Source organism: Streptomyces sp. NPDC039736 (genome assembly GCF_055596485.1).
In genome coordinates, this window is record NZ_JBVIUQ010000001.1 from 579,043 (window position 1) to 604,284 (window position 25,242).

Consider the following 25,242-nt stretch of genomic DNA (forward strand, 5'->3'; position numbering starts at 1 on the left):
CGCCATGTGGACCGACCCCCGGCCGACGGCCGAGATGCCCCAGCTCTTCGAGCGGGCCGACGACGTGATCTCCTTCGCGGGCGGCCTGCCCGACCTGGACCTGCTGCCGCTGGAGGAGATCTCCGCCCAGCTCTCCCGGCTGGTCCGCGTCGGCGGCCGGGTGGCCCTCCAGTACAGCACCCCGCACGTCGCCACCTCCCTCGTCCCCGCGATCACCGACCTGATGGCCCGCGAGGGCGGCCGGACCACCGCACGGAACCTGGTGCCCACCGGCGGCTCCCAGATGGGGCTGCTCGCCGTCGGCCTCTCCCTGGCGGAGCCCGGCGAGACCGTCCTGTGCCAGACCCCCGCCTACCCGGGCGCCGCGGCCGCCTTCCGCACCGCGGGCCTGACCCTGCGCGCCGTCCCCGAGGACGCCCACGGACTCGACCCCGAGGGGCTGCGCGACACCGTGCTGCGCCTGACGGCCGAGGGCCGCACCACCCGGCTGCTGTACTGCAACCCCACCTTCCAGAACCCGACCGGCGCCACCCTCTCCGCCGAGCGCCGGGTCCGGCTCATGGAAGTCGCCCAGGAACTCGGGCTGCTGATCATCGAGGACAACCCCTACGGGCTGCTCGGCTTCGACGGCCGGACCACCCCCACCCTCCAGGGCCTCGACCCCGAACGGGTCGTCTACCTGGGCACCTTCTCCAAGGTGTTCGCCCCCGGGCTGCGCTGCGGCTGGATCGCTGCCCCCGAACACCTCGCGGACGCTTTGCGCCGCACCACCGAGGTCATGACCCTCTCACCGTCCCCGCTGGCCCAGGCCGCACTGGCCACGTTCCACGCCAGGACCGGCTGGACGGGCCTGATCGACGGCTACCGGGCCGCCTACCGGGAGCGCCGCGACCTGATGTCCGACGCGTTGGAGAGCGCGCTCGGCCGGGGCGGCGACTGGCATTGGGAGCGGCCCTGCGGCGGCTTCTACCTGTGGCTGCGCCACCGCGACGGCGCTGACACCGCGCGCTTCGCCGCACCGGCCGCCGCCCACGGCGTCTCCTTCGTCCCCGGCAGCCACTTCGGCATCGACGGGGAACACGCGGACGCGCTGCGGCTGTGCTTCAGCAACGCGCCCAAGGAACGGATCGCCGAAGGCGTGGCACGCCTGGCGGCGGCCTTCCGGGACGGGACGAGCGGATGACCGCCCCGTTCGGGCCCGCGTACCCGCTGGACGGCGGGGACTGGCAGGTATGGGGGCGCGGGCTGCTGCGCAGCGCCGGATTCCCGGTCGCCGGCCTGGAACTGCTCGGCGGGCCGAACGCCGCCCGTGCCGCCGAGCCCCTCCCCGACAGCCCCGACGCGCGGGCCGCGTTCGGCGAGGCCTACCGGGCCGACGCCGCCGCGGAGTCCGCCAAGCTTGCGGCACTCGCCCGCGACGAGCGGCTGCGCACCGCCATCGCCTGGCAGAACCGCACCGTCCACCGCGTCCTCGACGCACTCGCGGCGGGCACCGGCAAGGACTCCAAGCGCAAGCAGCGCGAACGCACCCTGGCCATGTACTGGCTGCGCTACTGCGCCAAGGCCGAGACGATCGGCTTCTTCGGCCCCGCCGCCTGGATCGAGGTCGGCAGCGAGAGGCGCGCCCTGGACTTCCAGCCAGGACCCGGCCTCACCCACCGCAGCCGCACCTCCTTCGAACGATGGGCGGTGGCCGCGCTGGCCGACACCATGGCGGCGCTGCCCGGCGCACGCTGGTGGTTCCCGCCGGTGCTGCGCCCCGACGTGCACCTCGACGGCGACCGGCTGGTGCTGCCCGGCGGACGCACCCTCACCCTGCGTCCGGACGACGTTCGGGTGCTGGCGTACGCCGACGGCGACCGCAGCGCCCAGGCCGTCACCGACGCACTCGTCGAACGGGACGGGTGGGAGGCGGCGGGCGCGCGGGCGCGGGTCGAGAGGACCCTGGCCAGGCTGGTCAAGCAGCGGGTGCTGTCCTGGGACGCCAACATCCCCGTCGACGTACGGGCGGAAGCGGTGCTGCGGCGCCGGATCGCGGCGGTGGGCGACGCGGAACTGCGGTCCCGCTTCGAGACCACGCTCGCCGAACTGGACGCCCTGCGGGACGCCGTGCACACCGCCCCCGACTCCGGGCGGCTCGTCGCCGCGCTGGACGCCCTGGACGCGTACTTCGTCCGGGCGACCGGACTCGACGCCTCCCGGGAGGAGGGCAAGGCCTACGCCGGACGCACCCTCGTCTACCAGGACGCGCTGCGGGACTGCCGCATCGCGCTGGGCGGCGACTTCCTCGACCGGATCGCCCGCCCGCTGTCGCTGGTGGCGGACGCGGCGGACTGGTTCGGCAACCGGCTGGCCGCACTGGTGGAGGCGGAGGTCGCGGCCTTCGTGCGCGAGATCCGCACACCGGGTGGACGCGCGGTGACCCTCGCCGACGTCTGGACCAGGGTGCTGGGCCTGTTCTGGGGCGAGAACGCCACCCCCGTACAGCAGGCGACCCGGGAACTGGCCGCCAAGTGGCGGGAGTTGCTGGACGTCGATCCGGTGGCCCCGTTGCCCCGGCGGCTGGACCTGACGACCGCCCGGCTCGCCGGGCGGGCCCGTGAGGTCTTCGCCACCGGGCCCGTCGGCTCTGCGCACCTGGCCGTGCACAGTCCCGACCTCCAGGTCGTCGCGGACTCCGTGGAGGCCTTCGACGCCGGGGAGTACACGGTGGTCCTCGGCGAGCTGCACGCCTGCCTGGCCACCTGCGACCTGCCCTTCCTGGACTGGACGACGGACGACGGGCAGTCGCTGCGCGACAAGGTCAACGCGGCCGTCGGCGCGCCCCGCCTGGTGCCGCTGCTGCCCGTCGAGTGGAAGCGCAACAGCGGGCGCATGGTGCCCGCCCCGATCGGCGCGGGCGACCGCCTGATCGGCTTCACCAGGGCCCCGTACGACGACCGCTCCCGGATCGACCCCGTGGTCTCCTTCACTCTGGCGGAGGCCGGAGGGAAGGTCACCGCGAGCGCCCCCGACGGGCGTGCGTGGAGCCTGCCGGAACTGCTGGCCGTGCCGGTCTCGATCATCGCGGCCGACGCGTTCAAGATCGGCCTCGACCGGGCGCACGCGCCCCGGGTCACGCTCGACGGGACGGTCCTCTTCCGGGAGTCCTGGCGGCTGCCGGCCGGGTCCGTGCCGCTGCCCGCGAAGCCGGACCGGGAGGACGACTACCTGGCGGTACGCCGCTGGGTGGCCGAACACGCGCTGCCCGAGCGGGCGTTCGTGAAGTTTCCGCAGGAGACCAAACCCTCGCTGGTCGACTTCACCAGCCCGACCGTCGTGCTCTCCTTCGCCAACCTCGTGCGCCGGACGTGCCGCCTCGACCCCCGTGCCCACATCGGCGTCAGCGAGCCGCTGCCCGCTCCCGAGGGGGCCTGGCTGCCCGACGCGGACGGCGGGCGCTACGTCAGCGAGCTGCGGCTCCAGATCAGCAGAAAGACACCGTGATGACCCTGCTCGCCCCTGACGGCACGGGCGCCGCCGTCCGCGCGGACCGGCCCGCGCGCTCCCGGGCGCCCGCCCCCGACATCGTCGCGACCATCGGCCGCACCCCGCTCGTCGCCCTCGACCGGCTCTTCCCGCCCGCCCGCTTCCAGGTGTACGGCAAGTGCGAACGGTTCAACCCGGGCGGCAGCATCAAGGACCGCGCCGCCCGCTCGATGATCGAACACGCCCTGTCCACCGGGGAGTTGGTGCCCGGCGTCTCCACCGTCGTCGAGTCGTCCTCGGGAAATCTCGGCATCGCGCTCGCCCAGCTCTGCAACTTCTACCGGCTCGCCCTGATCTGCGTCGTCGATCCCCGCACCACCGCCCAGAACCTCGCGCTGATGCGGGCGTACGGGGCACGGGTGGAGGTCGTCGACCGGGACCCGGCCACCGGCGAGTACCTCCCGGCCCGCATCGAACGTGTCCGCACCCTGCTGGCACACGTCCCCGACGCGTACTGGCCCAACCAGTACGCCAACGAGCGCAACGCGCTCGCGCACCACGACACGATGCGCGAGATCTGCGAGGTGCTGCCCGGCGGCCCCGACCACCTCTTCCTGGCGGCCGGAACCACTGGAACGCTGCGCGGCTGCGTCGAGTACATCCAGCGGCACGGCCTGACGACGAAGGTCGTGGCGGTGGACGCGGTCGGCAGCGTCATCTTCGGCCCGCCCGCGCCGTGGGAACACGGCCACCGGCGGAGCATCCCCGGCCACGGGGCGGCCGTGGTGCCGCCGCTGGCACGCCCCGGGCTCGCCGACCGGGTGGTGAAGGTGACCGACCTGGACTGCGTACGCGGCTGCCGCCGACTGCTGGCCCAGGAATCCGTCCTGGCCGGGGGGTCCTCCGGGGCGGTGGTGGCCGCACTGCTGGGCGCCGCCTCCTGGATCGAACCGGGGTCGACGTGTGTGGCGATTCTGCCGGACGGCGGTGACCGGTACCTCGACACCGTCTACTCCGACGCCTGGGTGGCATCCCGCTTCGGCACCGCTCCCGACGCGTCGTTCCACACGCCCGCTCCGCCCCCCGCCCACGCCACCTCTCCGGAAAGGAGCCACCAGTCATGAGGATCCTCGGCCGCGACGACGTCCGGGCCGCGCTCGACGGGCTCGATCCACTCGTACTCGACGCCGTGCGGGACGCCTACCTCCTGCACGGGAGGGGCGATTCGAACCTGCCGTTCTCCAGCTTCCTGCGGCCTCCCCGGCCCGCCGGGTCCCGGATCATCTCGCTGCCCGCCTATCTCGGCGGGGACGAGCCCGTCATGGGGCTCAAGTGGATCTCGTCGTTCCCGGCGAACGTCGCCCAGGGCCTCCAGCGGGCCTCCTCGGTGCAGATTCTCAACGACCTCGCCACCGGCTACCCCGTCGCCCTGCTCGAAGGCAGCCGGATCTCCGCCTCGCGGACCGCGGCGAGCGCCGCGCTCGCCTCCCGGGCGCTGCGCGGCGACCGGCCGGGGCGCACCGCGTCCCTGGTCGGCTGCGGCACCATCAACCTGCGCGTCCTCGACTTCCTGGCGCTCACCCACCCCGAGCTGGAGACGGTCGTCCTCCAGGACGCCGTACCCGGCCGGGCGCAGTACCTGGCCGCCGAACTGGCCGCGGAGCACCCGCGGCTGACCTTCCGGGCCGGTGGTCTCGACGAGGCGCTCGCCGCCCCCGTCGTGTCCGTCGCCACCACCGACTCCGGTTACTGGCTCGATCTGGCCGACCACCGGGACCGCCCGGCGGGCCAGGTGATCCTGCACCTGTCGCTGCGTGACCTGAGCGTCGACTCCGTGCTCGGCGCGTACAACGTGGTCGACGACGCCGACCATGCCATCCGCGAGCAGACCTCGCTGCACCGCGCCGAACAGGCGGTGGGACACCGGGAGTTCGTTCACCAGGAGATCGCCGCCGTGCTCGGGGGCGAGGCGCCGGCCGCCTCCGCGGGCCAGACGGTCGTCTTCTCCCCGTTCGGGCTCGGCGTGCTGGACCTCGCGGTCGCACGGGCCGTGCTGCGGGCCGCCGACCGGGCGGGCCTGGGCACGGAGGCCGACGGCTTCGACCCGGGGGACCATCGGGCCACCTCGGGGGCCGGGGGCCGGGGCGCGGGGGTGACGGCATGAGTGAGGCACTGGCAGCCGGTACGGGCGCGGCGCCCGCCACTTCAGGAGTGCCCGGTCGCTTCCCCGAGGGCAGCAAGGCCCTGGTCACCGGCGCCTCGCGCGGAATCGGCGCGGCCGTCGCGCTCGCCCTGGCCGCCCAGGGCTGCGACGTCGCCCTCAACTACCGCTCCCGCACCGAGGAGGCGGAGGAGGTCGCGGGGCGGATCCGGGCGCTCGGGCGGCACGCCCTGCTGGTGCGGGCGGACGTGTCCGACGAGGCCGCCGTGACCGCGATGTACAAGCGGATCAGGGCGGAGTGGGGGCGGCTGGACGTGGCCGTGCTGAACTCCGGGGTGACCTCCGACGGCCACTTCGCCGCGATGAGCAGCGCCAAGTGGCAGGAAGTGATCTCCACCAACCTCACCGGCGCCTTCCTCACCGCCCGCGAGGCCACCAAGCAGATGTACGCGACCGGCGGGTCGATCGTCCTGATCGCCTCCACCAGCGGTATCGCGGGCCGCGCCGGGCAGGCCAACTACGCGGCCAGCAAGGGCGGCGTGATCTCCCTGGCGAAGTCCCTGGCGCAGGAGGCCGCCCCGCGCGGCATCCGGGTCAATGTCGTGGCGCCCGGGTTCATCGACACGGACATGGCCAGAAAGGTTCCCCCGGCGCACCTGAAGGAGGCCGTGCGGGCCATTCCGCTCGGCCGGATGGGTACGGCGCAGGAGGTGGCGCAGGCCACCGCCTTCCTGGCGGGACCCGCCGCCTCGTACATCACCGGCAAGGTCCTCACCGTCGACGGCGGCATGATCCCCGTCAACTGACCTGTTCTGCAAAGTGCCTGACGATGTGTCAGTCAAGCAAGCCAATGAAATGAGAGAGGTATCCCCGTGTCTGTCGCCACCTTCGAGGACGTCCGTACCCGCGCCGAGGCGCGCCTGGAGCGGAACACCAAGATCAAGTCGATGATCATCGACCGGCTCGGCCTGGACGTCGCGCCGGACGTCGTCTCCGACAACCAGCCCCTGTTCGGCCGGGGCCTGGAGATGGACTCGCTGGACACCCTGGAGATCGTCGTCATGGTCAACAACGAGTTCGACGTACTGATCAGCGACGACGACTTCGAGGCGTTCGGCTCCATCAACGCCCTCGTCGACTTCGTCGAGGACCGGGAGAGCGCGGCGTGACGACCGCCCTCAGCCCCACGGCCGCCGCGGCGCGGAAGCCCGCGGTACAGAAGCCTGCGGTGCGGAAGTTCGACTACTCCTCGGACGACATCAAGCGGATGCTGCCGCACCGCTGGCCGATGCTGATGATCGACCGGGCCTACGACGTCGTACCGGGCGTCTCGGGACGCGGCATCAAGAACGTCTCGGTGAACGAGCCGTTCTTCGCGGGCCACTACCCCGACCACTCGATCATGCCCGGCGTGATGATCGTCGAGGCGATGGCCCAGCTGGTGGCCGTCGTGTACGTCGCCGAGCTCCTGGAGTCCACCGAGCCCGTCCAGGGCGACCCGGCCGACAGCGTCGGCTACCTCGGGTCGATCAGCTCGATGAAGTTCTCCCGGCTGGTCGTCCCCGGCGACCGGCTCACCCTGGAGGCCCGGCTCGGCCAACGGCTCGGTGGACTGCGACAGGTGCAGGTGAAGGCGAGTGTCGACGGCGAGAGGGCCGCGTCCGGCTCGCTGATCGTGAGCACCGGCCGCACCGGCTGACACGGAACGGAAGAAGGAGGAGACCGAGAAGGAGATACGTCATGTCACTGACGATCCGTCCCTACCAGGACACCGACGCGCCCGACATCGCGGCGCTCTACAACCGGCACCGGGACAACCCCAACCCGGTGGCCGGCGGCATCACCGGCCCCCAACTCGGGCGGGAGCTCGCCGAACGCAACACCGCGCTGTTCCTCGTCGCCGTCGAGGACGGCCAACTGGTCGGCACCTTCGGCCTGTTCCACACGACCGGCCGCCGCACCGCCCGCACCGGCGAGCTCATCGCCGACATGTTCTTCGTCGCCCCGGCCCACCGCAACGGCGTCCTCACCGGACGGCTGTTCACCGAGGCGGTCGAATGGATGGTGGGCTCCGGCTGCCTGGTGCTGCGGCTGACCGTCAACCCGGCGAACTCCGTCGCCTTCCGGCTCTACCGCCGGGTCGGCTGCGTCTCGGTGGGCCGCACCGTGCCCGGCGAGGACGGCAACGTCGAACTCCACAACTACATCCCGCTGATCCTGCGCAGCGTCTTCGCCGACCTCGGTGACGAGGCGAAGGCGGCCCTGGGCGGCCTGAGCAGCTTCGCCACCGTGGCGGGCGGCCGGGACGACGAACTGCGCACCGACATCACGGTGCTGGACGGGGCGCGCACCGTCGCCCACACCCTTTCCCTGGGGGACTTCCGGCTCGCCGCGTGCGTGGACGTCGACCGGGGCGCGGTCCGCGCGGCCACCCTCACGGGGCCCGGCGGGAGCGTTCGGGAGCTGCGGCTCACCCCGCCCCCGCAGTACGCCCGCACCGCCGTCCCGGCGGCTCCGTACCGCTTCGGGGAAGGCGCGCTCAGCGCCGAACTCGACGCCGCGGACGGCACGCTCCGGGTGTGGGCGGACGGCCACCACGGGCCGGTGTTCGTCTCCACCTGGCCCGCCTGCCGGGCCGGGAGCGAGGCGGGGTGGCGCGAGGGTGAACCCCGCGACCTGGAGATCACCCCGCGCGAAGCCGGTCTGCGGGTCGTCGAGCGGTGCGGCGAGGACCGGGTCACCGGTGAAATCACCCTCGTGGGCGGCGTCCTGGAGCAGGCGTTCACCCACACCCGTACGCCCGGCCGGATCTTCCAGAACGTGGGCCTGCGGCAGGGGTACCTGGAATACGCCGCCGGGGAGCGCCACCCCCTGGGCACCGACCTCGGGGTGCGGGACGCCTCGGAGGTGGTGGCCGCCGGGCACGAGGTCCCTGCGGGCACCGGGCTCACCTGGGGCGGTGCGCACTGGACGGTCGGCCTGACGGCCGAAGCGCCGCTGCGGCTGGTCCACGGCACGCTGCTGGAGCGGCGTGCGGTGCCGGGCGCGGTCGGGGTGTCCCGGCTGCGGACGGTGTTCCGTAACGCTGCCGCCTCGACGGAAACCGGACCCGCGGGAACAGCCGCCGCTGCCGGAGCCGCCTGTGCCCCGAGTGGCCCCCGCACGCTGGAACTGCGCGTCACCGCCGGAGGCGTCACTGCCTGGAAGGAAGGGGCGGTACGCGTTCTGCGCAGCCCGTATCCCCGCAGCCGGGTGTTCGGCTGCAACCCGCGCTGGACGGCCGGGATGTGGGTGACCGGCGAACGCGGACGTGCCGACCGGGCCGGCGGCCTGGGATGGGGCGTGCGACCGTCCGGCGGCTGGGAGGAGAAGGGCCCCCGCGCCCTGTACGCCCCGGCCGACGGGACCGGCTGGGAGGTCCACGCACCCGAGGACCCGGTCGAGCCGGTACGGGTCGCCGTCCGCGGCCGCCCGCAGGGCCTGTCCGGCGGAGAACCGGGCGACCGCCGCGGGGCCGGTGCGGACGAGGCGCGGGACACCGTCCTGTGGCTGACCCCGCACACCCCGCAGCGGACCTCCGTGGTCTTCGAGTCCGCCGGGACCCGCTGGGAGCGGGACTCCTCACAGTTCCGCCAGGTGTGGGCCGACGCGCTCTCGCTGCGGCTCACCGACGGCGGCTGGCTGCACTGCCGCCCGGCCCCCGGGGCGCCCCGGGCAGCCGAACTCGTCCTCCGCACCACCTCGGCGGGACTCCTCGTCGGCTGTGCGACGCCGACCGGCACGGACGCCGACTGGCACCTGTCCGTGCACGACGCGCCACTCACCTGAAGCGCCGCGCGCTCCCTCGGCTCGCCTTCGTCCCAACTCACTGCCGTCTCGACTCACCGTCGTGTCCGGCGATTTCGACAACCGCCGTTCCGTACTTCACCTCCCGAAGGAAACCACTCATCATGACCACGCTCACCACCACCGCCGCCCGCACCCTCACCGAGGACTACGCCACCCTGCGCACCGCCGTCGGGGCCTACCGCGTCCAGGCTCCGCTGGTCCGGCTGACCGGGGACGAGCGGCTCACGCTGCTCGACCGGCTGCTGGCCAAATCCGCTGACTTCGTCGAGCCGGAGACCGTCCGCGAGGTGCTGGCGCTGAACGCCGACGGCAGCCCGTTCGCGCTCCTGCTGCACTTCGAACTCGCCGACGAGTCCTGGCTGCTGCCGCGCACCCACGTCACCGCCGACGCGCTGCGCGCCCACTTCGAGACGGTCGGCGTTCCGGTCGGTGCGCACGTCGAGGTCGAGCCTGAGGGCTGGGGCGCGAGCGCCTTCGAAGGGCCGACCGCCTGGTCCGCGGCGACCGGATTCCTCGACTACGACATCTCCGGCCTGCCGCTGCACGGCATCGCCGCGTCCGAACTGCCCGGGGAGCCCGCCGCCCTCGCCCACCTCGCGCGGGTCGGCACCACCGGCGAGTACGGCTATCTGCTCCTCACCAACGCCCCCGACACCGCCCACGAGGCCGTACTCGCCGCCGTGGCGGCGCAGGGCGGTGCGCCGGTCGGCCCCGAGGCGCTGGCCAGGGTGCAGGCGGAGGCGGGCATGGGCGTCTTCGGGTCGGGCTTCGGCGGCCTCACGGTGAACCGGGCCGACCTCTCCTGGCTGGTCGACTGGAACCGGATCGGTGAGTTCCACGGCTCGGACGACCTGGTCGCCCCGGGCGCGAGCGAGACCAAGCTGGCCGCCGTCGCCGCTCCGGCGGGTGCCGGTTTCACCGCCGGGACCCCGGTCACCGTCGCGGGCCGCACCGTGGGCACCGTGCTGTGGCAGGCCCCCTCCGCCAATCCGGAGGAGGAACTCCTGCTGGCCGTCCTCGACAGCCCGTTCGGCGTCCCCGGCCTCGACCTGGCCGTGCGGGACGACCAGGACGCCGACCGCCCGGTGCGCACCGTCACACTGCCCCGCGTCGTCGCCCGCTCGCTCACCATGAAGATCGCCTGATGGGCGACGGCACGTACGCCCCGAGACGCGAGAACACGTACGCTCCGACGGGCGAGGAAGCGAGAACCGCCATGAGCACGGGCGCGAGCACCGGCCCGGCCACCGGCGCCCAGGCCGACCGGACCATCGCCCTCACCGGCCTCGGTCTGATCACCGGCGCCGGGGACGACGTCGAGAAGAGCTGGGCGTCCATCGCCTCCGGCACCTCCGGCATCCGTACCAACACCCTCTTCGACACCTCCGAGCTGCTGACCGGCTGGGCGGGCATGGTCACCGGCGGACAGCCCCCCGGGCTCGACCGCTGCTACGCCCTCGCCTCCGCCGCCATCCGGGAGGCCCTGCACCACAGCGGACTCGACCTGGACACCGTCGACCGGGACCGGGTGGCCGTCGTCGTCGGTTCCAGCCTCGGCGCGATGCCCACCCTGGAGAGCGTGCACCGGGAGCTGGTGCACGAGGGGCGGCTCGACGCCGCACGGGCGGCAGCCGCCCAGCTCCCCTGCGTCGGCGACCACATCGCCGCCGAGTTCGACCTGCGCGGCCCCCGCGTGGTCCTCTCCAACGCCTGCGCCGCCAGTGCCGTCGCGCTCGGGTACGCGGCCGAACTGCTGTGGAAGGGCGAGGTGGACCACGTCGTCTGCGGCGGCGTGGACCCCCTCGCCGAACTCTCCGCGTACGGCTTCAGCGCACTGGGCGCACTGGACGAGGAGCCCTGTTCGCCGCTGGCCGCCTCCACCGGGCTCACGCTCGGCGAGGGTGCCGGGTTCATGGTGCTGGAATCGGTGCGGCGGGCAGCGGGGCGCGGCGCGCGGGTGCTCGCCGAACTCGGCGGGTACGGGCTCTCCTGCGACGGCTACCACCAGACCGCCCCCGACCCCAGCGGCAAGGGCGCCTGCTCCGCCATGGCGCAGGCCCTGGACACCGCGGGACTCACCCCGGAGGACGTCGACTACCTCAACCTGCACGGCACCGGCACCCCCGCCAACGACGCCTCCGAACCCAAGGCCCTGAAGCTGCTGTTCGGTCCCGACATCCCGCCCGCCAGCTCCACGAAGTCGATCATCGGACACACGCTGGGCGCGGCGGGCGCGGTGGAGGCCGTCGTCAGCACCCTGGCATTGGACCGGGACGTACTGCCGCCGACCGTCAACACCCGCGGCGTGGCCTCGCCGTTCGGCCTGGACGTCGTACCGGAAGCGGGCCGGGAGGGCCGGCCGGAGGTGGTGCTCTCCAACTCCTTCGCGTTCGGCGGCAACAACGCCTCCGTCGTCCTCAACAAGCCCGGCAGGGCCGCGCGTCCGGCCCGCCGCCCCACGGTCGAGCACCAGGTGGTCGTCACCGGCGTCGCCGGTCTCGCGGGTTCCGCGGGCGACACCGCGTCCCTCCTCGAAGCGCTGCGTGAGGGCCGCCCTTGCTTCGGTGCGACCGAGCACGTGGCGGGCATCGGCGACGTCCCGGTCGGCCGGGCCGACCTCAAGGCCGCCGCGCGCGGCACCAACCCCAGCCGGGCCCGCCGGATGGACCCGCTGAGCCTGCTGGCCGCCTCCGCCGTCGGCGACCTCTACGCCCGCCACGGCAAGCCGTCCCGTACGGAGGCGGAGAGCACCGGCATCGTCTTCGCCACCGGGTACGGCCCGGTGACCTCGGTGCTCCAGTTCCACGAGGGCGTACTGCGCCGGGGCATCACCGGCGCGAACCCCTCCCTCTTCGCGAACACCGTCGTCAACGCGGCGGCCGGACACGTAGCGATGCTGCACCGCTACCGGGGCTACACCGCCACCATCGCGGGCGGCGGCACCAGCTCGGTCCTCGCGCTCCAGCTCGCGGCGCGGGTCATCGCCCGCGGCGCGGCGACGCGGATCATGGTCGTGGTCGCCGACGAGTTCCCCGCCCAGGCACTCGCCACCCAGGCGGCCCTGCCCGGATACGCGCGCTCCCTGCCGGTCGTGCCCGGTGGCCGTACCGGAACCGTCCTCAGCGAGGGCGCCGCCGCGATCCTCCTGGAGAGCGGCACGGCGGCGCGGGCGCGGGGTGCGGAGCGGCTGGCCACCGTCCGGGGCTTCGGAGCCTCCGGCGAATCGGTCGGTGTCGGAAGGCTCGGCCGCGACGGTTTGGCGTGGGCCCGCGCGGTCCGCTCCGCGCTGACCGAGGCCGGGGCTGCCCCCGAGGAGATCGGCACCGTCGTCTCCGCCGCGTCGGGCCACCCTCTGGTGGACCTTAACCAGACCCGCGCCCTGCGGGCCGCCGGTCTGGAAGGCCGCCCGGTGCTGGCCCCGAAGGCGGTGCTCGGTGAGACGTACGGCAGCGCGGGCGCGCTCGGCCTGATCGCCGCGCTCACCGCTCCCGCCGTCCCCGGTCCCGTACTCCTCTCCTCCTTCGCCCACGGCGGCAGCTACGCGGCGGCCGTGTTCGACGGGAGAGTGTGATGGGCACCCTGATGAGCCTGGTGGCCGATCCGGTGATCCGGGGCGGCGCCGGAGCGCGGCACGCGGCCGGTGCCGGAGCGGGCACGGCCGGCCCCGCCCCCGCCCTCCTCGGGCGCCCCGGCATCGATCTCCTGATCACCCACCACCCCCGGCTGCCCCGCGACCGCACGGGACGCCGCCTCCACGGTTCGGGCCGCGCCCTGATCGTCGCCGCCCTGGACACGCTTTACCGGGTTCCGGTCACGGGCGCAGGCCTCGTGCGGGACGCGCACAAGCGATGGTCGCTGCCCGGGTACGGGCTGGCGGTCTCGGTGGCGCACTGCGACGCGTACAGCGCCGTGGCCTTCGCCGCCGGGCCGCACGTCGGAGTGGACCTCCAGGACGAGCGGGACCGGCCGCACGCCATGCGCTGGCTCGGCACCCTGCTCGGCCGCGAACAGCCGGCCGCACTGCGGGACTTCGCCGAGTGCGAAGCGCTCATCAAGGCCTCGCACCTGACCAAGGAGACCTTCGCCGGTACCCGCCTGCCCGGCTGGCGGCCCGGCTGGCGCCCGACCAACGTCCGCGCCTACCAGGTGAGTTCGACACACCTGGGCGCACTGCCGGTACCCGCCGCATTCCGCGCTGCGTCCGGCGGCACCCCCGCGTCCGCCCTGCACCTCGCCCTCGCCGCCGACGCCGCCGCCGATGTGCGCCGGTGGTGGCAGCCGGGCCCCGACGAACCCGTACTGCGCCTCGGCGCCCCGACCCCGGAGCCGGTATGACCGCCGCCGTGCACCCGACCGGGCGGGCGACAACCCCGGACACCTACGTCCGGCGCATCTCGCAGATCGAGCGCGGATACCTGAACGCCGCCGCGACCGGTGTGCCCCAGCTGATCCAGATGGTGGTCGAGGGGGAGGGCCGGATCGACGCCGGGGAACTGCGGAAGGCGGTACGCGCCGCGACCCTCGCCGGTCCCGGGCTCGCCGTGCGGCGGCGCGGGGCGACCTGGCGGGCGGACGGCCCGCCGCCGTCCGTGACCGAGCTGCCGTACGACGCGGGGTACGACCTGCCGTTCCTTCGGGGCGACCTGGACGTCGTCACCGGGCCGGTCTGCGAGGTCGCCCTGATGACGGGACAGGCGCCGGAGCCCGCCGACGCCACGGCCCCCGCCCCCGTCCGGCTCGTGGTGCGGGCCAGCCACGTCGTCACCGACGGGCGCGGGCTGAGGCAGTGGATCGCCGACGTCTTCCGGGTGCTGCGCGGCGAGGAGCCCGTCGGCGCGGACTCCCTCGTCGACGACACCCACTTTCGTACCGCCGCCGGACGCGTTGCGCCGCTGGAGCCGCCCGCCAGGCGGGCCGGGCTGCCCGCGGCCCTCGGTCACGGCCCGGCGGACGGCGTGCCGCTCTGGGTCCGGCGACGGGTGGCGGCCTGCCCGCCCGCCGTCACCGCCCGCGTCGCGGCCGCCCTCGCGGGCGTGCTGCCCTGCGACGAGGGCCGCCTGATCGTCCCCGTGGACCTGCGGCGCCACGACCCGGCGGTGCGCTCCAGCGCCAACCTGACCTCCCAGCTGGTGCTGGACTTCGCCCGCGACGACACCTGGAGCGTCCTGCACGGCCGCCTCGTGCGGGCCCTGCTGCGCAAGGCCGACGTCGCCTCCCTCGAACGCGACTTCCTGCGCCGCAACCCCTTCGCCAACACTCTCGCGGAAGCACGGGGGCTGGACGGCACCCGCTTCCCGTGCACCGCCATCGTCACCGACCACGGCCGGATCGACCTGGACGGACTCTCCACCGGACGCTTCCGCCCCACCGCCTTCCACACCCTGCCCATGCTCGTTCCGTACGCCGAGATGTTCCTCAGTACCTGCCGGATCGGCGACGAGACCGAGGTGACCCTCTCCTGCCGTGACCGGGCCGGTGCCCGTGCGGCGGCCGAGCGAGTCCTCGACGCGGTCGAGCGCGCCCTCACCGCCGACGCCTGACGCGCCACCGGCCCCGCCCCCCTTGCCCCGCCCCACCTCGAAACCTCGAAGGACGATCGCCTGCCATGTCCCTGACCCACGACACGGAACCCACCGCACCCGCCCCGCCGGAGGAGCCGGGGGCCACGCCCGTCGCCGCACCCCGGGGCGGCCCCTCACCATTCCCGACGATCGCGGTCGCCGTCGCGGGCGGGTTCCTCGCGCTGCTCGACACCACCATCGTGAACGTGTCCCTGGAGGAGACCACCGCCCGGTTCGGGGCGCTCAGCCAGGTGCAGTGGGTGGTCACCGCCTATCTGGTCGCACTGGCCGCGTCGATGCCCGCCAGCGGCTGGCTGGCCAACCGGTTCGGTGTGCGCAGGGCCTTCGCCACCTCCGTGGCGGTGTTCGCGATCGGCTCCGCGGCCTGTGCGCTCAGCCCGGACCTTCCCTCACTGATCGCCGCCCGCGGTCTGTCGGGAGCCGCCGCCGGTCTCCTCATCCCCGTGTCGACGATCCTGCTCACCAGCGGGATGCCCCGCGAACACCTGGGCCGGGTACAGGCGTTGAACGGCAGCGTCATGCTGATCGGCCCGCTGCTCGGGCCGACGATCGGCGGGCTCCTGGTGAACTTCTGGGGCTGGTCCTCCGTGTACGCCGTCAACGTCCCCCTGTGCGTGCTGCTTCTGGCGGCGACCGCGCGCTGGGTGCGCCCCGACGCTCCGGCCGCCGGCCGGAGCAAGCCGCTGGATGTGCTGGGGCTGCTGAGCGCGGCTGCCTGCACGGTGTGCACGGTCCTCGCCGTGCACGCGTTCTCCGAGACCGGCACGCGCGCGGACCCCGCCCTGATCACCCCGCTCGCCCTGGCCGTGCTGAGCGGCACGGTCTTCGTCGTACGCGAACTGCGCACTCCGCACCCCCTGCTCGACCTGCGGCTCTTCCGGCACGGCGTCTACCGCACGGCCGCGGTCACCATCTTCTGCCTGGGCTTCGTCCTGTACTCGCCGATGATGCTCATCCCGCTGTACTTCGAGTCGGCGCGCGGCGAGAGTCCGGTGGCCACCGGGCTGCTGATGTCCGTCGGCGGGATCGGCGTGGTGATCGCCGGAGTCGGTTGCCGACCGGTCATGAAGCGCCTGGGCGGCGGTCGTACCGTCGTCCTCGGGATCCTGCTCACCATGCTCGCCACCTGGCCGCTCACCTCGCTGACCGCGGACACCTCCTACCCGCTGATGTGCGGGGCCCTGGTGGTGCGGGGCCTGGGCACCGGGCTGACGATCGTGCCCGCCATGACCCGGGCCTTCGAGTCGATCCGCCCGGAGTCCATCCCGGACGCCTCCGCCCAGCTCAACCTGCTCCAGCGGATCGGCGGCGCCCTGGCCATCGCGGTCGTGACCGTGGTGCTCGGCAGCGCCGCCCACGAGACGCACGGCCTGGTGGCGGAGGCCTTCGCCCGCTCCTTCGGCTGGCTCCTGTGGGTGTACGGGGCGACGCTGCTGCCCGCTCTGGCGCTGTATGCGGCGGACCGCGCACAGCAGCGTTCCACCGCCGGCGGGCCGCGCGGTCAGTAAGCGGTCAGTAGGTACGGGTGGAACGGACCCGGTTGACGGCGTCGAGCCGGGAGCTGGCGCCCAGCTTCTCGAACACATTGCGCAGATGGCGCTTGACGGTGCCCTCCGTGATGCCGAGACGACTGCCGATCTGACGGTTGCTCAGTCCCTGCGCGACCAGTTCCATCAGTTCCCGTTCGCGCGGGGTCAGCGGCGGCGGGGCGGGCTGGTGTCCGGGGCCGGGCGCCGTCGGCCGGGGCAGGAACGTGGTGGTGCCGCCCGCCATGGCACTGCGGATGGCGGAGACCAGGATCTCCCGGTCCACCTCCTTGTGCAGATAGCTGGCGGCGCCCGCCGCGAGCAGCGCCTCGATCAGCCGGGGGTCGTCATGCATGGTCAGGAACACCACCCGGGTGCCCGGGGCGGCCCGCCGGATGTTGCGCAGGTTGGCCATCGGGCCGGGCCCCGGCATCTCCACGTCGAGCAGGACGACGTCGGGGCGGTGCAGGGCGGCCAGTTCGACGGCGGTTTCGCCGTCGTTGGCCTGGGCGACCACGGTCAGCCCGTGGTACAGGTCGAGGAGTTCGCTGAGCGCCTGGCGCATCAGCCGGTGGTCGTCCACCGCGAGGATGCGGATGGTCTCGGAACCCGCGGAGGTGCCCATGGGTCAGACCGTCCGCTCGGCGGCGGAACCAGCGGCCCCGGCGGGCGCGCCCTTCGCCGCGAGCGGTATCCGGAACCGGACCTCGGTGCCCTGCCCCCGGGCGCCGGCCAGTTCCAGGGTGCCGCCCAGCCCCGTCACCCGCTGGCGCATGGCGATCAGACCTGACCCGTCGGATGCGGAGCGTGCCCGGTGACCTGTCCCGTCCGCCGACGCCAGGCCGTCCGGCAGACCCACCCCGTCGTCCGCGACCACCCCGTGCACCGCGTCGGGGAAGACGCTGACCGAGATGTCGATGTGCTCCGCCGCCGCGTGCGCGAAGGCATTGCGCAAGGCTTCCCGTACCACCAGGAACACCTCCTGGCGGAAGCGCTCGGGCAGCCAGGTCTCATCACCGTGGATCCGGGTCCGCACGTCGACCGGCCCGGTGGAGGCGGCGGCGCTGTAGGAGTCGATCTCCTGCTTCAGGTTGTCCTGCAGTTCGTTGGCGCGCAGACCGCTGACCAGCGACCGGGTGAGGCGGAACACGTCCCGCAGGGCCTGGCGGGCGTCCGCGAGCCGGTCCCGGCTGCCGTGCACCCCGGTCTCCTGCTCCATCGCGTACAGGTCGAGGCAGCGCAGGGCGAGGCCGATGCTGCTGCCGACGTGGTCGTGGAGATCGCGGGCGAGCTGGTGGCGGCGCTGGTTGCTGACCTCGCCGACTCCGCGCAGGGTGGCCGAGTCGTAGCCGATGGCGGCGGCGCCCACCCGGGTGGAGACGGCGCGGTGCAGGGTGCGCACCGCGATCATGAGGCGGGGCAGGGCGAGTTCGGCGGGCAGGGCGGCGGTGGCCTCCTGCATGGTCGTCACCGCGGCGTCGAACAGGACCCGGGCGGCGTGCACCGAGTCGACGGGGGACACCTCGTCGTGCGAGCGCCGCACGCCCAGCGCCATCGAGACGAACTCGGCGTCCCGGGACACGTCTTCGTCCGCCCCGTACAGCGCGCCCAGGCACTCGGTGAGGATCTCCCGGCCCTGCCGCTCGCAGGAGGGCCACAGCTCGGAGCGCAGCACCAGCGGGCTGCCGGCCTCGCGGAGCGCCTCGGCGTAGACGCCGAGTGCGGTGTCGACGAGCTGTTCCAGTGCGGGCGGCTGCTCGCCCGCACGCGTCCCTTGCTCGGTGGATGCTCCCACGGTCCCCGTCTCCCTCGGTCAGACATCTGGGGTGATCGTAGCAACGGTGTACGAACCGACGGTTCGCGGCTTTCCGCAGGTGGGAGCGGTCGGGCGGCGACGGCGGCAGGCGGCGGGCCCGGTGCGCCCCGGCAGCGGGGGCGGGCGGCCCACCCGGCTCACTCCGGCAGCAGCAACGCCGCCAGCGCGACCAGGTGCACCGCGTACTGCGTGACCATCCAGGTGCGGTACGGGGCTCGGGCGTTGACCTCCGGGTCGGACACGTGCAGGCACCGGACCGCGAGCCACCCCGCTCCCACCACCAGCACCGCGGCCGAGAGGTCCAGCGGCAGCCGGTGCACGAAGACGGCCGCCACCGTGAGCCCCAGCGCCAGCAGCCCGCCGAGTACCGCGCAGAACACCCGCGCCGCCCGCTCCCCGCGCACCACCACCAGGGTCCGCCTGCCGCCCAGCGCGTCACCCTCCGCGCTGCCCAGGTCCTTCGCCACGGCGGCGATGAGCCCCACTCCCAGCGAGAGCACGATGGCGAACACGAGGACCTCCGCGGTCAGTGCGCCGTCCGCCGCGGACGCCCCGGCCAGGTACGTCGTCGCGGCAGCGGCACTGGTGACCAGCGAGGCCGACCAGGTGCGGCGCTTGGCGGCCACCGAGGGCGCGGAATAGGCGAACCCCAGCGCGAGGAAGACCAGCGCCGACTCGGCCACCACCAGACCCGCGGCACACGCCGCGAGCAGTGCCGTCGCGGCCAGCGCGCCCACCACCCGGCGAGCCGTGCGCTCCGGCAGCACGCCCCTGGCCAGCGGCCTGGCGGAGCCGTTGGCCCGGTCCTCGGGGAGGTCGGTCACCCCGTTGAAGAGGTAGACACACGTGGTCGCCGCCCACCAGCAGAGCAGTCCCGGCAGCAGGTGCCGCACGTCCGGCAGCCGATGGGCCTCCGAGGCGGCCAGCAGCGCGCCGGTGGTGAACCGCAGCACGAACATCACCTGCACCAGCGGGCGGGCCTCCGCCAGGCAGTGCCTCAGGTGGGCGGGAGGGAACGCCCCCGCACGGGCAGCCGGTCGCGCCGTCGGACGAGCGGCCGGAAGGGGCAAGGGCGGCTGCGCCAGCGATGCCTGAGGAAGCGTTATGTGGGACATGATGTGAACGTATGTGTGGAACCGGTGGTTCCGACGTGCCTCTTTGGAGGTACGCGCATGTGTCCTGCGAGGCAGGCCCGTGCAAGGGGAGCGCCGTGACCGCCTAGCGTCACCGATGTCCTGGGAACCCGGCCCACGTCGCGGCCCGCGCTCCGGGACGAGTCCGGGAGGAGTCCGGACGGCGGCGATGGGGGAGAGGGAGAAGGCCATGGAATTCCAGGTCCTGGGGACGCTGGAGGCATGCGAGGACGGGGTGCCCGTCCCGCTGCGCGGCATGCGCAGGCAACGACTGCTGGCACTGCTCCTGCTGCACGCCAACCGGGTCGTCCCGCTGCGGGTGCTGGTGGAGGAACTGTGGGAGGACCCGCCGCACTCCGCCCGCCAGCAGGTCCACAACGCGGTCCGCGACCTGCGCCGGGCGCTCGCCGGGGCCAGTGACGTCGCCCTGGTCACCGTCGACGCCGGCTACCGGCTCCAGGTCCCCGCCGACGCCGTGGACGCCCACCGCTTCACGGACCGGGTGCGGGCGGCCGACGCGGCCGACCGGGAGGGGCGCACCGGCGAAGCGGTACGGCTGCTCCAGGACGCCGTCGGCCTGTGGCGCGGCGAAGCCTGGGCGGGCATCGACTGTCCGTCCGTCGTCGCCGCCGCGATCCGCCTCGGCGAGCAGCGGCTGGCCGCCGTGGAAACGCTCATGGAACTGCGCCTGCGCCTGGGCGAGAGCGCCACTCTGGTCGGCGACCTCTACGAGCTGGTGGCCGAACACCCGCTGCGCGAGAACGTGCGCGGCAGCCTGATGACCGCGCTGCACCGCAGCGGACGCCAGGCGGACGCCCTGCGCGTGTACGAGGAGGCCCGCCGCTTCCTCACCGAGGAACTCGGGCTGGTACCGGGCCCGCGCCTGCGCCGCCTGCACGCCGAGGTGCTGGCGGACGAGTCCTGCCGCGGCGACGCGGCGAGCGGACCGGACGGGCCCTGCGCCGTGGGGGAGTCGGCCGCGGAGGCCGGACCGACCGGTCGGGCCGGGCCGGACACCCCGAGCGGACCGGCAGAGCACACCGCATCCGCCGCCGCCCCTTCGGGGGGCGGCAACTGCCTCCCGCACAGCATCGCCGACTTCACCGGCCGCGCGGGCGAACTCGCGCGCCTCGACGGCATGACCGCCGCCGGACGGAGCGCTGGGGGCACCCCGGTGATGGTGGCGATCGACGGCATGGGCGGAGTGGGCAAGACCACGCTGGCCGTACGGTTCGCGCACCGGGTGGCCGCGCGTTACCCCGACGGCCAGTTCTACGTGGACCTGCGCGGCTACCACCCCACCCAGGAGCCGCTTCCCGCCCGCGAGGCGCTCGGCGTGCTGCTGCGCGCCTCCGGGCTCGAACCCGTCCGGATCCCCGAGGGCCTGGCCGAACGCAGCGCCTTGTGGCGGGCCCGGCTGGCAGGGCGGCGCTGTCTGGTCGTACTGGACGACGCGGCAAACAGCGAGCACGTCGCACCGCTGCTGCCGGGCGTCGGGGACACGCTCGTCCTGGTCACCGGCCGACGCAGGCTCACCGCGCTGGACGGAGCGTTGCCGCTGCACCTGGACGTACTGCCGCGGGCCGACGCCGAGACGCTGTTCCGCAGGATCGCCGGGGAACGGCGCACCGCCCCGGAACCCGCCAGGACCGCCCAGGCGGTCGAACTCTGCGGACGGCTGCCGCTCGCGGTACGGATCGCCGCGACCCGGCTGCGCGACCGCCCCGCCTGGACGCTCGCCGACCTGATCGGCAGGCTCTCCGGCACGGACGGGCGCATCCGCTTCCTGCGGACCGCCGACCGCGACCTGATGGCCGTCCTGCGGGTGTCGTACGAGCGCCTGCCCGCGGCCCAGCGGCGGCTCGGCCGCCAACTCGGCCTGCGCCCGGCCCCCACCTGCGACGTGGCGCAGGCCGCAGCCCTCACGGGGCTGCCGGACGAGGAGGTGGAGCGCTGCTTCGAAACCCTGGTGGAGGACAACCTCGTCCAGGAGGTGGCCCCGGCCCGTTACGCCCTGCACCGCCTGCTCCGCGACTGCGCCCTCACCCTGCCGCTGCCCGCCGCGGGCTGAACGGGGCGCGCGGAGGCAGCGGCGGACGGTGGCTCAGGGACCGGTGCACGGAATCGCGTTGCTGCCAGGGTCGCAGCGGGCCGTCCGGAGAGCCAGCGGCGGCGGCGGTGATCGGCCGGCACGGCCAACTGATCACGAGGGCCACGGGGAACGACTCACCCAGGCCACCGCCAGCACTCCCAGCACCATCCGCTGGTTCCTCCTGGCCACCCTGGTCATCACGGTGACGGCCCTCGGCATCCGCCTGCCCCGCCGCGACAACCGCGGCCGGCTGGTCACCCTCGTCGTGGTCACCGCACCCCTGACGACGGCGCCGCGCATCATCCGCGACGTCGACCGCCCTTCGCCGGCGTCGTCGGCGTCGAACCGACCGCGACCGCCGAGGTCGAGCGCCGGGTCACCCGCGACCACTCGGCCAACCACCCGGCCGCCGGCCCCCTCTACGACGGCAAGGGAGCCCCGCCAGGCGGCCCGGCCACGGTGACTCCGCAACCGGAGAAGGCGGATACCGCGACCGGGAACGCTCATGAGGCTGCTCCCTCCTCGGACGGAACGCACCGGGGCGTCGCTCGTGCGGCGCAGCCCGGTGGGCCGGAGGCCGGCCGGGCCGAGCTCGTGGTCCACGCCGGGGGCCTGGATTCCGCACCGGCGGGCAGGGCGGTCGCAGGACCGAGCAGGAGGGGCGCCTGCCTTGAACCTCGCCCGGCAGGCGCCCCTTCACGGATGGCGAATGGAACCCCGGTCAGCGGATGCCGAGGGCGATGATCTGGGTGATCGCCTCCTGGGCGAAGTTGTCGTCACTGACGAGGATCAGCAGCCGCTCACCGGAGGGGAGGCCCGGGCCCCACGTCATGCCCTCGGTGTTGTCGACGGCCGAGAGGCCCAGGGTGTCGAAGTCCGCCACGAGCCTCTTGCGCATCGGCGTGACGGTCCGTTCGGCCAGAGACTCCATCGCCTGCACGTCGGTCGCCCCGCGGGTGGTGGCGTCGAAGAGGCGGATCTTGTAGCCCGCGCCCGCGACCCAGGTGCGCTCCAGCACCAGGTAGCGGTGGGGCTGGTCGGGGAAGGCGAGGAGGGACGGGACGCCGGTGTCCGGGCCCCAGGGGCTGTCGGGGTCGTTCTCGGCGAAGATCTTCTCCAGCGGGTAGGCGAACTGCCCGAGGACCTTCCCGGCGCGGTTCTGCTGCGTGACGCGGACCAGGGCGCCGTTCTTCGTGTCGGGCTCCGGGCCGTCCTGGAGGAGCGGGCCCTCGACGGCGCTGGTCACCACCTTGCCCTTGGAGCCGAAGGTGAGTGCCTCGATCGCCTGGTTCCGGCGCGGGCCGCGCTCCTCCGTCGTGATCTCGTAGTTCGCGGGCAGCTTCAGCTGCCCGAGGTGGTCGCCGGTGGGGGACGCGTACTGGATGGACGGCTGGATCACCGGCGGGCCGGCCGACTTGGGCCGGTCGCCCTCCTGCCCCCACCAGTAGTCACAGCTGCGCGGGTCGACCCGGATCTCCTCCGGGTCGACGGCCTTGCCGTCCCCGGCCGTCGGCGCCGGGTAGACGGAGCCGTCGGGCTGGAAGAAGGGGTGGGTGCCGGTGAAGTCGACGGCGTGCACTCCGTCGGCGTCCACGTCCAGCCTGGCCGTGTAGAAGCGGGCGGGCTGGAGGTAGGAACGGTCGTCGCTGATGAAGACGTACTCGCCGGTGCACGGGTTGCGGTCGATGCCGGAGAGGCCGCCGACCGTGGTGTTCTGGAAGGCGAGCTTGTGCGGAACGGTCCTTTCGCCGAGGAGGCGGGCCTGTACGGCGCGTCCCGACCCCTCACCGGGGTCGCCCGGTTGGGCGGCGGACACCGCGGGGGACAGGACGGCGGTCAGGAGCAGAGTCAGGGCGCACGCGCGGCGCGTCAGAGAGGAACTCACCCGGTGATCTTGGCCCGTGGGAAGCCCGGGGCGCAGTCACCCAATCGGGTAAGGCTGCCGGATGCTTGCACCGGGACGGTGCTGTGGGACGGCGGGGTCCGCAAGGAGAGGGGCGGCGTACGCCGAAGTACGCACGTAGCGCCCACCCGGCACACAGGTGGGGGCCTTTCGGGGTTCGGGGGCGGCAGCCCGTACCCGTGGCGGCCTGTCCGCGACGGGTGGTGGCTCTGCCTGCGGCCCGGTCCCTCGGCCTCGGAGACGACTGGGCGAACGCGGAGCACGAGTTCGAGCAGGCGCTCGCCGAGTACCGCGTGCCTGACGCGGCAGCGCGGCCCGCGGTGCCGACGCACCGGAATCCCGTTCCTCACAGCCCTCCCAGCCGGGACCCTCGTTGACCGTCGGGTCCTCGGCCGTGGAGGTGTCGGCGAAACCATCACCGGACCGGAACGCGCCCGCGGCCGGTGTGCGGTGCGGCACCATCAGGGTGAACGCCCGGTGCTGTGCGTCGTGAAGGACCGGTCCCGGTACGATCGCCGGCCGCGACCCCTGGGCGTTCGGGCCCGCCAGCAGCCGGCGTCCGCGCCGGGACGCGTTGCCCTCGCGTTCCGGCGCGAGCCGGACCAGCGCGCCGCCCCCGGTGAGCAGGCCGGCGAAGACCAGGATTCCCGGCAGCGAGTGGGTCGCGACAAGGGCCGGGGCGCCCACCACGGAGGTGAGGAACACGACCCGCAGGCGCACGTTCCGTCCTGCGCAAGGTCTCCCTCGCGCCTCAGTCCGGCCATTCCCACTCGACGCCGTACACGCCGGGCGTGCACTTCGTGGGCAGCAGGTGCGTCGAGTGAAAGCTGTCGGGGGGCACGAGGTGTCGGCTGTGCGGCGGGGCGCCGAGCTGCTTGCAGTAGTAGTGCCAGCACTTCGACGGCACCGCCGAGGGGTGGAAGCGTACGTGGAGCAGGTAGGTCTGCAGGGGGGTGGTGATGCGGCGCTCGTGCTGGTGGGAGATGCCCGCGGTGGAGACGGAGCGGAGCGTGTACTCGACTGCTGCGGTCTCGTTCTGTGCCAGGCGGCGGCCGAAGGGGATGTCGGCGATCACGCAGTTGCGTTCCGGCGCGAACCGCAGGACCGGGGGCGGGCCGCAGGGGACGGTGATGTCGGCGGTGCCGGTCCTCGGCGAGTCCAGGGTGTGCAGGACGGTCAGGTGTCGTACGCCGCCGCGGACGGCTTTGACCACGACGGTGACGCGCATCTCGTCGACGAGGCGGTGCTCGTTCACGCTCACCGCCTCGTGGACGACCAGCCGTCGCAGGTCGGCGTTGAAGTACGGGAAGGCGTCGCCGAGGACCTGTTCGACGTCGGAGTTCTCGCCGTACACCCCGCGGACGGCGGCCAGGTCGTGCGCCGGGACCCAGCCGCGGGGCCTGCGCCTCAGCAGCGATCGCAGGGTGCCGTTCGGAAGGCCGAGAAAGGGTTCCAGGATGTCGACGGCGCGCAGGGACTGGGACTTCTCCGGCTGGCTGCGACCGCTCTGCCAGTAGCTGAGGGTGGCGAGACTGAGGCTGATTCCCTGCGACTGGAGGTGATCGCGTACGCGGTCCAGCGGCAGACCCCGCCGCCGCAGGGCCTCTTTGAACACGGCCGCGAACATCACGTCCGGGTCGTCGGTGTGGGGGGCGTTCGGCATGGCGTCTTCCAACAGGCGGATCTGTGGTCGGTGCGAGGGCCGGACTCCG

At 73.7% G+C, this 25,242-nt stretch carries 19 protein-coding genes; 14 read left to right on the forward strand and 5 right to left on the reverse strand.

What is annotated here, in order from left to right; translation table 11 throughout:
* Window positions 1-4 precede the first annotated feature (4 nt).
* The 13 genes from ACZ56L_RS02480 to ACZ56L_RS02540 all read left to right on the forward strand — a co-directional run bounded on the left by ACZ56L_RS02480 (window position 5) and on the right by ACZ56L_RS02540 (window position 16,568).
* Complete coding sequence (locus tag ACZ56L_RS02480; RefSeq protein ID WP_345218141.1) at window positions 5-1,183, forward strand: aminotransferase-like domain-containing protein; 1,179 nt, start codon at window positions 5-7, stop codon at window positions 1,181-1,183.
* A complete protein-coding gene (locus tag ACZ56L_RS02485) occupies window positions 1,180-3,486 on the forward strand; it encodes a lantibiotic dehydratase (RefSeq protein WP_471060686.1) in 2,307 nt (768 codons plus the stop codon). The genes ACZ56L_RS02480 and ACZ56L_RS02485 overlap by 4 nt, the downstream gene beginning before the upstream one ends.
* Window positions 3,486-4,592, forward strand: coding sequence for a 2,3-diaminopropionate biosynthesis protein SbnA (gene sbnA, locus ACZ56L_RS02490; RefSeq protein WP_471060689.1), 1,107 nt, complete (start codon window positions 3,486-3,488; stop codon window positions 4,590-4,592). The genes ACZ56L_RS02485 and sbnA overlap by 1 nt, the downstream gene beginning before the upstream one ends.
* On the forward strand, window positions 4,589-5,632 hold the full coding sequence (gene sbnB, locus ACZ56L_RS02495) for a 2,3-diaminopropionate biosynthesis protein SbnB (RefSeq protein WP_471060692.1): 1,044 nt from the start codon (window positions 4,589-4,591) through the stop codon (window positions 5,630-5,632). Before sbnA ends, sbnB begins: the two co-directional genes overlap by 4 nt.
* Window positions 5,629-6,435, forward strand: coding sequence for a 3-oxoacyl-ACP reductase FabG (fabG, locus tag ACZ56L_RS02500; RefSeq protein WP_471060695.1), 807 nt, complete (start codon window positions 5,629-5,631; stop codon window positions 6,433-6,435). The genes sbnB and fabG overlap by 4 nt, the downstream gene beginning before the upstream one ends.
* A 66-nt stretch (window positions 6,436-6,501) precedes the next feature.
* Entirely contained in the window at window positions 6,502-6,798 is a 297-nt protein-coding gene (locus ACZ56L_RS02505; protein WP_345218151.1) for an acyl carrier protein, read from the forward strand.
* Window positions 6,795-7,328: a 3-hydroxyacyl-ACP dehydratase FabZ gene (gene fabZ / locus ACZ56L_RS02510; protein WP_345218153.1), complete on the forward strand. Its 534-nt coding sequence runs from the start codon at window positions 6,795-6,797 to the stop codon at window positions 7,326-7,328. The genes ACZ56L_RS02505 and fabZ overlap by 4 nt, the downstream gene beginning before the upstream one ends.
* 41 nt (window positions 7,329-7,369) lie before the next feature.
* The gene (locus ACZ56L_RS02515; RefSeq protein ID WP_471060700.1) at window positions 7,370-9,457 is read left to right on the forward strand and encodes a GNAT family N-acetyltransferase; all 2,088 of its coding nucleotides are present in this window, start codon (window positions 7,370-7,372) and stop codon (window positions 9,455-9,457) included.
* Window positions 9,458-9,579: 122 nt separating this feature from the next.
* Window positions 9,580-10,623: an aminomethyl transferase family protein gene (locus ACZ56L_RS02520; protein ID WP_471060703.1), complete on the forward strand. Its 1,044-nt coding sequence runs from the start codon at window positions 9,580-9,582 to the stop codon at window positions 10,621-10,623.
* 71 nt (window positions 10,624-10,694) lie between these two features.
* Entirely contained in the window at window positions 10,695-13,049 is a 2,355-nt protein-coding gene (locus ACZ56L_RS02525) for a beta-ketoacyl synthase N-terminal-like domain-containing protein (RefSeq protein ID WP_471060706.1), read from the forward strand.
* Window positions 13,049-13,813, forward strand: a complete 765-nt coding sequence (locus ACZ56L_RS02530) for a 4'-phosphopantetheinyl transferase family protein (protein WP_345218159.1) — start codon at window positions 13,049-13,051, stop codon at window positions 13,811-13,813. Before ACZ56L_RS02525 ends, ACZ56L_RS02530 begins: the two co-directional genes overlap by 1 nt.
* Complete coding sequence (locus ACZ56L_RS02535) at window positions 13,810-15,018, forward strand: hypothetical protein (protein WP_345218161.1); 1,209 nt, start codon at window positions 13,810-13,812, stop codon at window positions 15,016-15,018. Before ACZ56L_RS02530 ends, ACZ56L_RS02535 begins: the two co-directional genes overlap by 4 nt.
* 65 nt (window positions 15,019-15,083) lie before the next feature.
* Window positions 15,084-16,568: an MDR family MFS transporter gene (locus ACZ56L_RS02540; protein ID WP_471060710.1), complete on the forward strand. Its 1,485-nt coding sequence runs from the start codon at window positions 15,084-15,086 to the stop codon at window positions 16,566-16,568.
* A 4-nt stretch (window positions 16,569-16,572) separates the two neighbouring features.
* Here ACZ56L_RS02540 and ACZ56L_RS02545 read toward each other — a convergent pair whose 3' ends face one another.
* From ACZ56L_RS02545 to ACZ56L_RS02555, 3 genes are all read right to left on the reverse strand, one after another.
* Window positions 16,573-17,211 (reverse strand): response regulator transcription factor, encoded by a 639-nt coding sequence (locus ACZ56L_RS02545; RefSeq protein ID WP_345218165.1) that lies wholly within the window; start codon window positions 17,209-17,211, stop codon window positions 16,573-16,575.
* Between the two features lie 3 nt (window positions 17,212-17,214).
* Window positions 17,215-18,381, reverse strand: coding sequence for a sensor histidine kinase (locus ACZ56L_RS02550; RefSeq protein WP_471060713.1), 1,167 nt, complete (start codon window positions 18,379-18,381; stop codon window positions 17,215-17,217).
* A gap of 158 nt (window positions 18,382-18,539) precedes the next feature.
* Window positions 18,540-19,517 (reverse strand): UbiA family prenyltransferase, encoded by a 978-nt coding sequence (locus ACZ56L_RS02555; protein ID WP_471060716.1) that lies wholly within the window; start codon window positions 19,515-19,517, stop codon window positions 18,540-18,542.
* A 208-nt stretch (window positions 19,518-19,725) separates the two neighbouring features.
* On the opposite strand from ACZ56L_RS02555, the gene ACZ56L_RS02560 reads away from it, so the two are divergent.
* On the forward strand, window positions 19,726-21,606 hold the full coding sequence (locus ACZ56L_RS02560; protein WP_471060719.1) for an AfsR/SARP family transcriptional regulator: 1,881 nt from the start codon (window positions 19,726-19,728) through the stop codon (window positions 21,604-21,606).
* Between the two features lie 742 nt (window positions 21,607-22,348).
* Here ACZ56L_RS02560 and ACZ56L_RS02565 read toward each other — a convergent pair.
* Entirely contained in the window at window positions 22,349-23,512 is a 1,164-nt protein-coding gene (locus ACZ56L_RS02565) for an esterase-like activity of phytase family protein (protein WP_471060723.1), read from the reverse strand.
* Window positions 23,513-24,281: 769 nt separating this feature from the next.
* Window positions 24,282-25,193, reverse strand: a complete 912-nt coding sequence (locus tag ACZ56L_RS02570) for a hypothetical protein (RefSeq protein ID WP_471060725.1) — start codon at window positions 25,191-25,193, stop codon at window positions 24,282-24,284.
* Window positions 25,194-25,242: the final 49 nt, after the last annotated feature.

What these genes read in the sequence shown, in the direction of transcription:
- ACZ56L_RS02555 (WP_471060716.1), bottom strand. Translation starts at nt 19,517, where the DNA reads ATGTCCCACATAACGCTTCCTCAGGCATCGCTGGCGCAGCCGCCCTTG.
- ACZ56L_RS02525 (WP_471060706.1), top strand. Translation starts at nt 10,695, where the DNA reads ATGAGCACGGGCGCGAGCACCGGCCCGGCCACCGGCGCCCAGGCCGAC.
- ACZ56L_RS02515 (WP_471060700.1), top strand. Translation starts at nt 7,370, where the DNA reads ATGTCACTGACGATCCGTCCCTACCAGGACACCGACGCGCCCGACATC.
- sbnA (WP_471060689.1), top strand. Translation starts at nt 3,486, where the DNA reads ATGACCCTGCTCGCCCCTGACGGCACGGGCGCCGCCGTCCGCGCGGAC.
- ACZ56L_RS02560 (WP_471060719.1), top strand. Translation starts at nt 19,726, where the DNA reads ATGGAATTCCAGGTCCTGGGGACGCTGGAGGCATGCGAGGACGGGGTG.
- ACZ56L_RS02570 (WP_471060725.1), bottom strand. Translation starts at nt 25,193, where the DNA reads ATGCCGAACGCCCCCCACACCGACGACCCGGACGTGATGTTCGCGGCC.
- ACZ56L_RS02540 (WP_471060710.1), top strand. Translation starts at nt 15,084, where the DNA reads ATGTCCCTGACCCACGACACGGAACCCACCGCACCCGCCCCGCCGGAG.
- sbnB (WP_471060692.1), top strand. Translation starts at nt 4,589, where the DNA reads ATGAGGATCCTCGGCCGCGACGACGTCCGGGCCGCGCTCGACGGGCTC.
- ACZ56L_RS02545 (WP_345218165.1), bottom strand. Translation starts at nt 17,211, where the DNA reads ATGGGCACCTCCGCGGGTTCCGAGACCATCCGCATCCTCGCGGTGGAC.
- ACZ56L_RS02485 (WP_471060686.1), top strand. Translation starts at nt 1,180, where the DNA reads ATGACCGCCCCGTTCGGGCCCGCGTACCCGCTGGACGGCGGGGACTGG.
- fabG (WP_471060695.1), top strand. Translation starts at nt 5,629, where the DNA reads ATGAGTGAGGCACTGGCAGCCGGTACGGGCGCGGCGCCCGCCACTTCA.
- ACZ56L_RS02520 (WP_471060703.1), top strand. Translation starts at nt 9,580, where the DNA reads ATGACCACGCTCACCACCACCGCCGCCCGCACCCTCACCGAGGACTAC.
- ACZ56L_RS02480 (WP_345218141.1), top strand. Translation starts at nt 5, where the DNA reads ATGTGGACCGACCCCCGGCCGACGGCCGAGATGCCCCAGCTCTTCGAG.
- ACZ56L_RS02535 (WP_345218161.1), top strand. Translation starts at nt 13,810, where the DNA reads ATGACCGCCGCCGTGCACCCGACCGGGCGGGCGACAACCCCGGACACC.
- ACZ56L_RS02530 (WP_345218159.1), top strand. Translation starts at nt 13,049, where the DNA reads ATGGGCACCCTGATGAGCCTGGTGGCCGATCCGGTGATCCGGGGCGGC.